This is a genomic window from Cardiobacterium sp. (assembly GCF_057314735.1).
Map to the genome: position 1 here is coordinate 77,458 of NZ_DBHKZK010000076.1, position 11,696 is coordinate 89,153.

Here is an 11,696-nt window from a genome sequence, read left to right on the forward strand (position 1 = left end):
CCGTTCAATCCCACGGCGTGTCGTCCATGTGGTTGAGGTAATCCTGCAATTCTTGCGCCGCTTCGCGGATGAGGCGTTTGTCCTGGCTGTCGAGCGCGGCGGTGAAGATGGCGATGCGGTGGCCGATGCTTTGCCGTTCGTCGCCCAGGCGCTGGGTGTAGAGCCGTTCGGCGCGGGCGAGCAGGGTGCGGTTTTCGGTCTGGTCGCGCGGGTGGATTTTCAGCGCCGCCAGTTTTTCGTGCGCCGCCTGGAGCGCCGCTTCGTCAAGGTTTTTGCCGCTGTTGTGGATGGTGAGCTGACGCGTGCTGCCGTCGGCGGGCAGATGCACGTCCACTTCCAGCAGGCCGCTGACGTCGTAGGTGAAGCGCACTTCGGCGGGCATATGTTCCGGGTCGCTGTAGTCGGGCAGCGGGATGTCGATTTCGCCGAGGTAGATGTTGTCGCGCACCAGCCGCGCTTCGCCCTGGTAGATTTTGAAGAGGAGCGCGCGTTGGTTGGCCTGCACCGGGTAGTAGGTTTCCATGCGGCTCACCGGGATGACGGTGTTGCGCTCGATGATCGGGCTGAAGATGCCGCCTTCGTAGCGGTCATGCCCGGTCTGGATGCTGGTTTCGACGCCGAGCGAGTAGGGGGCAACGTCGGTCATCACCACTTCTTCCAGCGCCTGGTCTTGCGCGACGAGGCCTGCCTGGATGGCAGCGCCGATGGCGATGGTTTCGTCGGGGTTGAGGCCGGTGGTGGGGAAGCGGCCAAAGAGGCGCGCCATCGCCTTGCGCAGGACGGGCATCCGCGTCGCGCCGCCGACGAGGATGATGTCGTTCAGGCTCGCCGCGCGCACGCCCGCATCGCGCAGGGTTTGTTCGATGGGGATGCGGCAGCGCTCAATTAGCGGCTCGCAGCGTTTTTCCCAGTCGGCGGCGGTAATGCGCCAAGTAAGCGGCGCGCCGTTGTGGTTCACCTGCATTTCGGTATCGCCGCTGCCGAGCGCCTGTTTGGCACGCTCCGCCGCCGCGTACAGCGCGCCTTGTGCGTCGCTGAGGTCAATCGCGCTGTGCGCCACGCCGAAGCCCTGTATCAGCAGCTCGGTGAAGTCTTCGCCGCCGAGCATATTGTCACCGGCGCTGGCGCGCACTTCCATGATGCCCGCGAACATATCGAGCAGGGTGACATCAAAGGTGCCGCCGCCGAGGTCAAGGACGAGGAATTTTTGGTCGTCGCCGTCCTGGTGCAGGCCGTAGGCCATCGCCGCCGCTGTCGGTTCGTTCAAAAGGCGCTGCACGTTCAGCCCTGCCAGTTCGGCGGCGTGGCGCGTCGCCCGGCGCTGGGTGTCGTTGAAGTAGGCGGGGACGGTGATGACCGCCTCGCGCACTGCCATGCCCAGCGCCGCTTCGGCGTCGGCCTTAAGCGAACGCAGGACGAGGGCGGAGAGTTCTTCCGGGCTGTATTCGTGGCCTTTGCCGAGGCGGTAACGCTTGCTGCTGCCCATGTAGCGCTTGAAGGCGGCGGCGGTGGCGAAGGGGTGCGAGACGAGGCGTTCGCGCGCCGCCTGGCCGACGAGGATCATGCCGTCGTTATCGACGCTGACCACCGACGGGGTGAGGACGCTGCCGAGGGCGTTCTTGATGAGTTGCGCCTTGCCGTCGTGCCAGTAGGCGACGAGGCTGTTGGTGGTGCCGAGGTCGATGCCGAGAATGGGGGCGGTATTCATGTTATTGAGGCTCCGTGCGGGGAAGGCGGATTAGGAGGCATCCGCCGGGCGGATATTGAAATAGGTGTAGAGGTAGCCGTCGGCACGATTTTCGCGGAAGGTAAATTCGGCGTCTTCGGCGACGTAACCAGAGGCAAGGATGAGGTTGAGCAGCTCTTGGGTGCTGTGCGCCGCCGCTTCTTCGAGGCTGACGACGATGCTTTCAACCTGCAACCCCGCAGCGGGGATATGCAGTTTTTGGTAGAGGGCGGTGTATGTCAGCAGCAGGAAGCGCTGTTCTTCGCGGATTTCGCCGCCTTCCGGCAGGCGGATGCGGGCGAAGCGGTCGGGGGTTTCAGTCATGACGTGTTTCGTGTGAAGCAGAAGCGGGTTGGCGTGTTGGCAAGGTTTACCGCGCCTTTATCCAGGCGATGCTGTCGCGGATGGCGCGTTCGCAGTATTCGCCGAGGTGCGGGTGCGCCGGTTGTTCGAGGCAGAGCTCAATCAGACCACTAATGATCATTGACAGGTAAAAGTGCAGGTATTCGGGGTCGGCCTCTTTGCGCAGTTCGCCGTTTTCTTTGCCGCGTTTTACGGCATCGCGGCATTGTGCCTGCCATAGCGCGAGGTATTCCTGGTGCAGTTTTTCCAGCGGTGCCGCCTTGCCGTGCTGGTGGAAGGCGCGGTAGAAGCGGAGGCGGTCGGGGCTGCGGATGAGTTCGTGAAAGTAGGCGATGAAGTTGTCGCCCAGCGTTTGCCAGATGTCGGGCGCGCTGATGGCGGCGGCGTTTTGCCGCATCAGGTCGTCAAATTGTGCCTGCGCCAGCGCGGCGACGATTTGTTCTTTGTTGTCAAAATGCCAGTAGATAGCGCCGCGGGTCACTTCGGCCTTGCGCGCGATGTCGCGCAGGCTGGTCTGGACGTAACCCTGTTCGTCGAAGAGGATGAGGGCGGCTTTTAATATGTCGTGGCGGGTTTGTTCGGCTTCGGCTTTGGTTCTGCGCATGGTTTCAGAGACAGTTTTTGCGGATTTGGCCGCAGTATAGCAATGTTTATTGACTTACATTCGGCGCTGTATATAATGCGCTGTTCTTTCAGCTTTTTAATTCCGAGGACATTATGATGGAGATTCGCCCGTTTTATCTGATGGTTGCCACCGCGCTGGCGGTGTTTTTGCAGCCCGCGCTGGCGCAGGTGCAGGATGCCGACAAGGAGAGCAAGGAAGGCGGCGGCGCCCCCGCTGCCGGTCAGCAACCGCCACCGCCGCAGGCCGGGGTGCTGGTGGTCAAGCCGCAGACGGTGGTCGTCACCGAAAACCTGCCCGCCCGTCTGGAGGCCTCGCGCGAGGCGGTGATTCAGCCGCAGGTGAGCGGCATTGTGCAGAAGCGGCTGTTTGAGGAAGGCTCGCTGGTGCGCGCCGGGCAGCAGCTCTATCAGATTGATGACGCGGTTTATCAGGCGAATTTGCAGTCCGCGCGCGCGCAGTTGTCGCTGGCGCAGGCCAACAAGGCGCTGGCGCAGAGTACCGCCAACCGCTACGCGCCGCTGGTCAAGGAGAAGGCGGTTTCCCGCCAGACGTATGATCAGGCGCTGACCGAGGTCAAGGTGGCCTCTGCCAATATTCTTGTCGCCGAGGCGGCGATCAAGCAGGCGGAAATCAATGTGCAGTACGCCAAGGTGCTGGCGCCGATTTCCGGGGTGATTGGCAAGTCCAATGTTTCTGAAGGCGCGCTGGTTTCCCCCGGCAACACCACCAGCATGGCGAAGATTCAGCAGCTTGACCCGCTCTATGTGAATATCACCCAGTCCGCCGCCAACCTGATGCGCATCAAGAAGGAATTCCAGTCCGGCGCGCTCAAGGGCGTGGATTTTGCGGTGCAGATTACGCTGGATGACGGCACGCCGTACCCGCACAAGGGGCGGATGCTTTTTGCCGACCAGACGGTTGATGCCAGCACCGGCGAGCTGCTCTTGCGCGCCGAGGTGCCGAACCCGGACGGGATGCTGTTGCCGGGGCTGTATGTGCGCGCCGACATTCCGCAAAGCCAGTTCCATAATGCCTATCTGGTGCCGCAAAGCGCCGTCACCCGTGGCAAGACCGACACGCTGCGCGTTGTCGCCGAAGACGGCACTTTTGCGCCGCGCGAGGTGAAGATTGCCGGTTCGCAGAAGAACCAGTGGATTATCACCGGCGGCCTCAAACCGGGCGAAATGGTGATGGTCGATACCCTGTCGCAATTGATGGGCAGCGCGACCCGCATCACCCCGGTCATTCTCGGCGCGGACGGCAAACCGCAGGCGCAGCCGGGGCAAGCCGCGCAACCTGCCAGTGGCAAACCCGCCGCCAGCAAGCCTGCCGCTCAGTAATCCGGGGGAATCATGTCCAGATTTTTTATTGACCGACCGGTCTTCGCCTGGGTCGTCGCCATTTTCATCATTTTCGGCGGCCTGCTCTCGCTCAACCGCCTGCCAGTAGAGCAATACCCGAATGTCTCCGCGCCGCAAATCACCATCAGCGTCACCTATCCCGGTGCCAGCGCCGCCACCATTGAGGAGTCGGTGCTGTCCATCATCGAACGCGAAATGAACGGCGTGGACGGTCTTGATTACATGAACGCGAGCGCCAACGCCAACGGCACCGGCGAGCTGGAGCTGACCTTCGTCTCCGGCACCAACGAAGACATCGCCCAGGTCAACGTGCAGAACAACCTGGCGCAAGTCACCTCGCGCCTGCCCGCCTCGGTCAACCAGAACGGCATCACCGTTTCCAAGCGCAGCAGCAACTTCCTCATGGTGGTAGCGCTGCAACGCGATGCCAACGCGCATATCAGCGTGCGCGAGATGAACGACTACGCGCAGCGCAACATCGTCCCCGAACTGCAACGCATTGACGGCGTCGGCGGCGTCCGCCTCTTCGGCTCCGAATCCTCGATGCGCATCTGGCTCAACCCGGAAAAACTGCGCGGCTATGATCTCACCGCCGATGACGTCTCCAGCGCCATCGCCGCACAAAACCGGCAAATCCCGACCGGCAGCCTCGGCGCCCTGCCCGCCCTGCCCGGCCAGACCTTCTCCGCCGTTATCAACGTCCCCGGCCAGCTCGCCGACGTCGCCGAATTTGAAAACATCGTGCTGAAAAGCACCGAAGGCGGCGCTACCGTCCGCCTGAAAGACGTCGCCCGCGTTGAGCTCGGCCAGGAACAATACGGCTTCTCCACCCGCGTCAACGGCGAAGAAAGCACCGGTATGGCGGTGCAACTCTCCAACAGCGGTAACGCCGTCGCCGTCGCCAAGGCGGTCAAAGAACGCATGACCGACCTTGCCAAATACTTCCCCGAAGGCATCTCGTGGAGTACGCCGTACGACACCTCCACCTTCGTCAGCCTCTCCATCGAGCAGGTACTGCATACATTGGTCGAAGCAATGGCGCTGGTCGTAGTGGTGATGTTCCTCTTCCTGCAAAACTTCCGCTACACCCTTATCCCCGCCATCGTCGTCCCCATCTCGCTCATGGGCGCGGTGGCACTGATGAGCCCGCTCGGCCTCTCCATCAACGTGCTCACCATGTTTGCGATGGTGCTGGTTATCGGGATTGTGGTAGATGACGCCATCGTCGTCATTGAAAACGTCGAGCGCCTGATGGCCGAAGAAAAACTCACCCCCTACCAGGCGACGCGGAAAAGCATGGGGCAAATATCGAGTGCCATCGTCGGCATCACCCTGGTCAACATCGTCGTCTTCCTGCCGATGGCCTTCTTCAGCGGCTCCACCGGCAACATCTACCGCCAGTTTGCCCTCGTTATGGCAGGCTCCATCGGCTTCTCCGGCTTCTTGGCACTGACGCTCACCCCCGCGCTCTGCGCCACCGTGCTCAAACCGGTACGCGACGACCACCACGAAAAACGCGGCTTCTTCGGCTGGTTCAACCGCCTCGTCAAAGTAGCGACCCACGCCTACGAAGCGACCATCGCCAAATTCATCCGCATCAGCTACGCGATGTTTGTCGTCTATCTCGCCGTCAGTGCCGGGGCGGTGTACCTCTACACCCGCCTGCCGACCTCGTTCCTGCCGAACGAAGACCAGGGCTTCGTCATCGCCAGCCTGCAACTGCCCGCTGGTGCGACCGCCGAACGCACCATCGACAAACTCAAAGAAATGGAAGCGGTCGCCAAAAATATCCCGGAAATTGACAACATTGTCGCCGTGCAAGGCTTCAGCTTCACCGGCCAGGGACAAAACATGGGGATGGCCTTCATCATCCTCAAAGACTGGAAAGAGCGTGCCCGCCCCGACCAGACCGCCAACGCCATCTCCGGCAAACTGATGGGCGGCTTCATGGGCATCCGCGACGCCACCATCTTTGCCTTAAGCCCGCCCGCCATCCCCTCGCTCGGCACCTCCAGCGGCTTTGACCTGATGCTGGAAGACCGCGGCGGTGCCGGACACGAAGCGCTGCTTGCCGCGTGCAACCAGTTGATGGGCATGGCGATGCAGCGCAAGGACGTCATCGGCGAAATCCGCCCGCAAGGCCTGGCCGACGCGCCGCAACTGCGCATCGACATCAACCGCAACGCCGCCTATGCGCAAAACGTCCCCATCACCAGCATCGCCAGCACGCTGGGTACCAACTTCGGCTCCGCTTACATCAACGACTTCCCCAACAAGGGGCGGTTGCAGCGCGTTACCGTCCAGGCCGACGCCGCCGCGCGGATGCAGGAAAACGACCTGAAAACGCTGAACATCCCCAACACCCGGGGCGGGCAAGTTCCCTTTGGCAGCATCGCCAACTTCACCTGGGAAAACGGACAAATGCAGGCGACCCGCTACAACGGTTACCCGGCGATGCAACTCTCCGGCAGCGCCGCGCAAGGCAAAAGCTCCGGCGAAGGCATGAACACCATGCAAGAACTCGTCGCCCAACTGCCGCCCGGCTTCGCCCTCGAATGGACCGGCCTCGCGCTGGAAGAACAACGCTCCGGCGACCAAAAACTCTACGTTTACGCCTTCAGCCTGATAGCCATCTTCCTCTGCCTCGCCGCGCTGTACGAAAGCTGGTCAATCCCGTTTGCCGTCGTCCTCGTCATCCCGCTCGGCCTGCTCGGCACCGCAGGCGGCATCTACGGCCGCAACCTCTTTAACGTCATGATGGCAGGGCAGAGGGCGGAAACCTTCGCCAACGACATCTACTTCAGCGTCGGCATGGTCACGGTGATGGGGCTGGTGGCGAAAAACGCCATCCTCATCATCGAGTTCGCCAAAGACCTGCAAGAAGGCGGCAAAACCCGCATCCAGGCCGCGCTCGCCGCCGCCCACCTGCGCTTCCGCCCGATTGTCATGACCTCGCTCGCCTTCATCCTCGGCGTCGTGCCGCTCTACCTCGCCAGCGGCGCCAGCTCCGCCAGCCAGCGCGCCATCGGCACCAGCGTCTTCTGGGGGATGAGCATCGGCACCTTCATGGGACTGGTGATGATCCCCATCTTCTTCGTCCTCGTACGCAAAATCTTCCCCGGCAAACTCGGCGTGCACGACAAATACGCCCGCCCCGAAGACCAGCCCTACTAAAGGAGAACCCCATGCAAACCCTCCTCAAACCCCTTGCGCTCGCCCTGCTCCTCGCAGGGTGCAGCTTCACCCCCGACTACCAGCAGCCCGACGTCGCCCTGCCGCAAAACTGGATGGAAGTCGCCGTCGCCGAACAGGCAAACAGCAGCGGCAAAACCGCCGCCGAAACCCACTGGCGCGAATACTTCCGCGACCCGCAACTACAAAAACTCATCGAAGAAGCACTCGCGCACAACCACAACCTCAAAACCGCCGCGCTCAACACCGAAATCGCCGAAGCCCAATACGGCATCCAGCGCAGCGAATTCCTGCCGACGGTGGCCGCCAACGGCGGCATCACCCGCAGCCGCACCGCGCGCGACCTCACCGGCACCGGCCAGGCGCGCGTTGGCACCGTGCACAACCTCACCCTCGCCAGCAGCGCCTTTGAACTCGACTTCTTTGGCCGGGTCAAGGCGATGAGCGACCAGGCGCTGAACAAATACCTTGCCACCCGCGAAGCACGCGACGCCGCCGAACTCAGCATCATCTCCGCTGTCGCCAAAACCTACTACCAGGCGCGCATCGCCGATGCCCAACAAAAACTGGCCGAAGACGTCGTGCAAAGCCGGCAGGAAAGCTACCGCCTCTCCAAAATGCAGTTTGACGCGGGGCTGATGACCGCCGGCGACCTGAGTGGCGTGCAGACCCAAATCGAAAGCGCGCGCAGCAGCTACGCCGAAGCCGAACGCGCCCACCAAAAAGCGCTGAACGCCCTCTCGCTGTTGGTTGGCAAACCGGTAAGCCAGCTCAACCTGCCGCCAGCGGGCAGCCTGAAAAACGCCTTCGCCGACCTGCGCCTGCCTGCGGGCATCCCCGCCACCGTGCTGCAAAACCGGCCGGACATCCGCGAAGCCGAATACCAGCTGAAAGCGGCGAACGCCAACATCGGCGCGGCACGCGCGGCGCTCTACCCCAGCATCAGCCTCACCGGCAGCGTCGGCTACGCCAGCCCCGAACTCGACGAACTGATCAAGGCGCCAAACCTCGCCTGGAGCATCGCGCCGAGCATCAGCCTGCCCATCTTCAACCGCGACAAACTCAACCGCGCGGTGAACATCGCCGAAGCGCAACAAAAAATCCTCGTCGAAAGCTACCAGAACACCGTGCAGACCGCCTTCTACGAAGTGGCCGACGCGCTTGCCGCCCGGCAAACGCTGGCAGAGCAATACGCGGCACAACAGCGCGGCAACAAGGCGGTGAGCGAACGGCTGCGCCTGGAAAACCTGCGCTTTGAGGCGGGCGTCAGCACCGCGCTTGACCGCCTCGATGCCCAACGCGAAAGCTACAGCAGCGACCAGGGACTGCTCGCTACCGAGCTGCAAATCCTCACCAACAACGTTGATTTGTACATCAGCATGGGCGGCGGCCTCGACCAATACGGCGTCAGCGCCCCGGCGCTGGAGGGCAACAAACCCGCCCCCGCCAACAAACCACCCCGCCCCACGACCCGCCGCCGCTAACAGCACCCAAAAAAGCCCGCATTGGCGGGCTTTTTTATAGCGGTACTCACCAAAAGCTGCGCAAAGCGCGCGGCTTCAGGGGTTTTCGGGAATATGGGCATAGGGGCCGCTTTTGTGGGCGCAGTGTTCCCGGTTGGTTGCGATGTCATGCCGGATTTTCTTGATGGCAGCATCCTCTTTTTCTGCCAGCGCCGCGACCGGGGTCAGTGGCACCGGGATGAGCGCGTCGCCCTTGTTGTCGTAAGCGCCGCTGAATCCGGCAAGCGGGTAGCCGGTCAGCTGTTTGACTTTGCCAACCAGACCCGGCGTGATGTCGCCTTTGCATTTCAGGTTGCGCTTGCGGATGTAGCAGGTGCATTCGGGAGCGCCCGGCAGGTCTTCGCTGGCGTCATGGCTGAAGCGGCTACGCCAGACGAGCTGCGGTGCGCCACCCGTGCCATGCAGGCTGCCACGGTCGTCATGCACGACCAGCACGGGCGCGCGCCCTTGCAGCTCCCAATTGACAGGCTCGTAGCTGTTCAGGACAAGGATGTAGGGGGTATCGCCCGTCGGTGCCTGCACACGGACGCGGTTATCCGCTTCGACGCTCTGGTAGAGGGCAACCACATGGGTGACGGTTGTGGGCGGCAGGTGCAGCGCGGCGATGGCGGCGGCAAGGTCTTCGCTGCCATAGGCGGGAACGTCCGGCTCAAGTGCAAGCTGGAATTGTGCGGTGTGCCAGTGGTTGTTGTATTCGACTTCAAGCAGATGCTCGCCGACGTCCAGCTCCAGCGCGGGCGGCAGTTCGGTATGGTTGGGTTCACGGCTTTCGGCGATGATGTGCCGGTCAAGCAGGACGCGCATCTGTGCCCAGCCAATATCGGCTTTCAGGCGGTAATGGCCTTTTTGTACAACCGGAATTTTGCCCGCCCAGTAGGCAGCGAAGGATTCGGACGGGATGCCGTGGGAGTCGCTGTAGGCAAAATCGAGGGCGATGCGGGCTTCTTCTGCCGTGGCAACCGGCTGCTGCGGTTGGCGTGTGTCGATGAACCAGGCGGCAAAGCCGTGTGCGGGAATGGTGCCGCCGGGGTTATAAATGTCGCCCCAACTGCGTGTGGCAAGCGGGTAAGCGGCGAGCCGGGAGCCTGCGGCGGACAAGGCGGCGCTGTGGTTTGTCGCTCCCGGCGGTGCGGAATTCGGTTCAGCGGCTGCCAGTGGGGCGACGGTGCCGGTGGACCATTCGCCATTGCCAACGGGTTGCAGGGTACCGGCAAAGCGGGCAGCGTTGTCATCCGACGCGGTTGCCGGCGGCGGTTTTGGGGCGGGCGGTGGCATCTCATGCCGGTTGCCAAAGCGGTCGTGGAGGTACCAGCCGCCGAGGCCGAAAACGAAAGCGGTCAGGGCGATAGCGATGGGGGCAGACTTCATGCGGAACTCCTTTTGTCGTGGGATTCCGGGCATTGTATAGCGATATTCACAAAGTTCCGTGCAGGGTGCGCCGCCTGACCGGGTTCAGGGGGATGGCTATAAACTGCCAATCAGCCCCCTTCCCCGGACGGTGCGCCAAGGCGCACCCTATGGCGGGGCGGTTTGGCGGGTATTCGGGCAAGTGGGCAAGTTGTAGGTCGGGCATTCATTCCCGACGTTATTTTTGATGTCGGCCATAAATGGCGGCCTACGTGCTGTTCGTAGGGTGGGGCTTGCCCCACCATCGCACAACCGTCGCCATGCGCCAGACGGTGCGCCGAGGCGCACCCTATGGCGGATCTCGTGCGTAGGGTGTGTGGCGGCGTAGCCGACACGCACGCGGAAATTTTGAAAGGAGACCGGTATGGCTACAGGGCCGGTGGTATGCGGGCAAAACCCACCCCAGCCCTCCCCCACAGGGGGAGGGGGCGGTTCGTAGGGTGGGGCTTGCCCCACCGTCGCACAACTGTTGCCATGTGCCGGACGGTGCGCCAAGGCGCACACTATGACGGGTGTTCCCCTGTTTACGGGTTATGGCGTTGATGAGAGACCGGTTTTCGCCTTTTCCCGCCATAACAAATATATGGCGAGATAGCCCAGCAACAATCCCCCATTCACCGCGCCCAGCCGGTCTTCCCCCGTTTTGGCGGTCATAAATGCCGCCGCAACCGGTTCTGCCCGACTGGTCTGAAAGGCGAGCATTGACGCCTGTTTTGACAGCGGGATGATAAAACACTGGCTATTGATAACGACCAGTAGCGCCATGACCGCGAGCAATAGTGTTTTCTTCGTTCTTTGGCATAACCAGCAGAGAAGGGAACCGGCGAAAAACAGCCAAATACCCGGCAGGGTGGCAACAGAAACCACGCCATCAACGAAATAGCGTTGCCAGTAAAAGAATTGCGCGTCTTGCAGGCGCGCGCCCTGGTTCATCGCGATAAAGGCGACGGCGCTGCCGCAAATCAGGCAACAACCGGCAAAGCGCATGGCGTGGGCAAGCCATGGCAGGACAGGGGATTTTTTCATTGTTCAACTCCTTGGATGTGATGGAATCCGCCCCGCAGGGCATCGGTCGTACTATATTTGATAGCCGACTATGCGATATCCTACGCTATTTTATATAGCATGGGTAGCTATTTACATGGTGCGTTATCTGGTCAATGCGCAGGGCGCAAAAAAATCGCCCCGGAGGGCGATTTCTGCTCAGAACCCGTTTGGAGCCTGGAAAAACCCGTTTTCTTGTGCAAACGGGAGCAGGTAAAACCGCCGATATACCTTTTCTCTCGCTGCGCGAGCTGTTCCAGTCCCTGTGGGACAAGCATTGCTTGCGTAGCGAGAGAGGATTGGTGTGAGGGCAGCAAAACCATTGAAAAATAGTAATTTCAGTTCGTGAGCAATATCGCTCACCCCCACCCCGACCCTACCCCGGGCCCCACGCAAAATGCGGACGCATTTTGCGTGGGTACCCGCCCGCTGCGGGCTTCGCCTGCGGGGGAGGG

8 protein-coding genes are annotated in these 11,696 nt (G+C 61.9%); 3 read left to right on the forward strand and 5 right to left on the reverse strand.

Features of this window, described 5'->3' with window-relative positions; translation table 11 throughout:
- Positions 1 to 4: 4 nt before the first annotated feature.
- The 3 genes from ACO54Z_RS11605 to ACO54Z_RS11615 are packed head-to-tail and all read right to left on the reverse strand — an operon-like array spanning position 5 to position 2,693.
- Positions 5 to 1,708 (reverse strand): Hsp70 family protein, encoded by a 1,704-nt coding sequence (locus ACO54Z_RS11605; protein WP_485997154.1) that lies wholly within the window; start codon positions 1,706 to 1,708, stop codon positions 5 to 7.
- A gap of 30 nt (positions 1,709 to 1,738) precedes the next feature.
- A complete protein-coding gene (locus ACO54Z_RS11610; protein ID WP_485997155.1) occupies positions 1,739 to 2,050 on the reverse strand; it encodes a hypothetical protein in 312 nt (103 codons plus the stop codon).
- Positions 2,051 to 2,096: 46 nt separating this feature from the next.
- Positions 2,097 to 2,693 carry a TetR/AcrR family transcriptional regulator gene (locus tag ACO54Z_RS11615; RefSeq protein WP_485997156.1) on the reverse strand — a complete coding sequence of 199 codons (597 nt, stop codon included), beginning with the start codon at positions 2,691 to 2,693 and terminating at the stop codon, positions 2,097 to 2,099.
- Between the two features lie 113 nt (positions 2,694 to 2,806).
- On the opposite strand from ACO54Z_RS11615, the gene ACO54Z_RS11620 reads away from it, so the two are divergent.
- Genes ACO54Z_RS11620 through ACO54Z_RS11630 form a run of 3 tightly spaced genes read left to right on the forward strand, consistent with a single transcriptional unit; the run spans position 2,807 to position 8,751 of the window.
- Positions 2,807 to 4,054 carry an efflux RND transporter periplasmic adaptor subunit gene (locus tag ACO54Z_RS11620; protein ID WP_485997157.1) on the forward strand — a complete coding sequence of 416 codons (1,248 nt, stop codon included), beginning with the start codon at positions 2,807 to 2,809 and terminating at the stop codon, positions 4,052 to 4,054.
- A gap of 12 nt (positions 4,055 to 4,066) precedes the next feature.
- On the forward strand, positions 4,067 to 7,249 hold the full coding sequence (locus tag ACO54Z_RS11625) for an efflux RND transporter permease subunit (RefSeq protein ID WP_485997158.1): 3,183 nt from the start codon (positions 4,067 to 4,069) through the stop codon (positions 7,247 to 7,249).
- An 11-nt stretch (positions 7,250 to 7,260) separates the two neighbouring features.
- The gene (locus tag ACO54Z_RS11630) at positions 7,261 to 8,751 is read left to right on the forward strand and encodes an efflux transporter outer membrane subunit (RefSeq protein ID WP_485997159.1); all 1,491 of its coding nucleotides are present in this window, start codon (positions 7,261 to 7,263) and stop codon (positions 8,749 to 8,751) included.
- Between the two features lie 75 nt (positions 8,752 to 8,826).
- On the opposite strand, the gene ACO54Z_RS11635 is transcribed toward ACO54Z_RS11630, so the two are convergent.
- Both ACO54Z_RS11635 and ACO54Z_RS11640 read right to left on the reverse strand, forming a co-directional pair.
- Entirely contained in the window at positions 8,827 to 10,158 is a 1,332-nt protein-coding gene (locus tag ACO54Z_RS11635) for a hypothetical protein (protein ID WP_485997160.1), read from the reverse strand.
- A gap of 570 nt (positions 10,159 to 10,728) precedes the next feature.
- Positions 10,729 to 11,223, reverse strand: coding sequence for a hypothetical protein (locus ACO54Z_RS11640; RefSeq protein ID WP_485997161.1), 495 nt, complete (start codon positions 11,221 to 11,223; stop codon positions 10,729 to 10,731).
- Between the last annotated feature and the right edge of the window lie 473 nt (positions 11,224 to 11,696).

Bases quoted from the DNA above. Each gene is read 5' to 3' on its own strand.
- ACO54Z_RS11635 (WP_485997160.1), bottom strand. From the start codon at position 10,158: ATGAAGTCTGCCCCCATCGCTATCGCCCTGACCGCTTTCGTTTTCGGC.
- ACO54Z_RS11640 (WP_485997161.1), bottom strand. From the start codon at position 11,223: ATGAAAAAATCCCCTGTCCTGCCATGGCTTGCCCACGCCATGCGCTTT.
- ACO54Z_RS11630 (WP_485997159.1), top strand. From the start codon at position 7,261: ATGCAAACCCTCCTCAAACCCCTTGCGCTCGCCCTGCTCCTCGCAGGG.
- ACO54Z_RS11610 (WP_485997155.1), bottom strand. From the start codon at position 2,050: ATGACTGAAACCCCCGACCGCTTCGCCCGCATCCGCCTGCCGGAAGGC.
- ACO54Z_RS11615 (WP_485997156.1), bottom strand. From the start codon at position 2,693: ATGCGCAGAACCAAAGCCGAAGCCGAACAAACCCGCCACGACATATTA.
- ACO54Z_RS11625 (WP_485997158.1), top strand. From the start codon at position 4,067: ATGTCCAGATTTTTTATTGACCGACCGGTCTTCGCCTGGGTCGTCGCC.
- ACO54Z_RS11605 (WP_485997154.1), bottom strand. From the start codon at position 1,708: ATGAATACCGCCCCCATTCTCGGCATCGACCTCGGCACCACCAACAGC.
- ACO54Z_RS11620 (WP_485997157.1), top strand. From the start codon at position 2,807: ATGATGGAGATTCGCCCGTTTTATCTGATGGTTGCCACCGCGCTGGCG.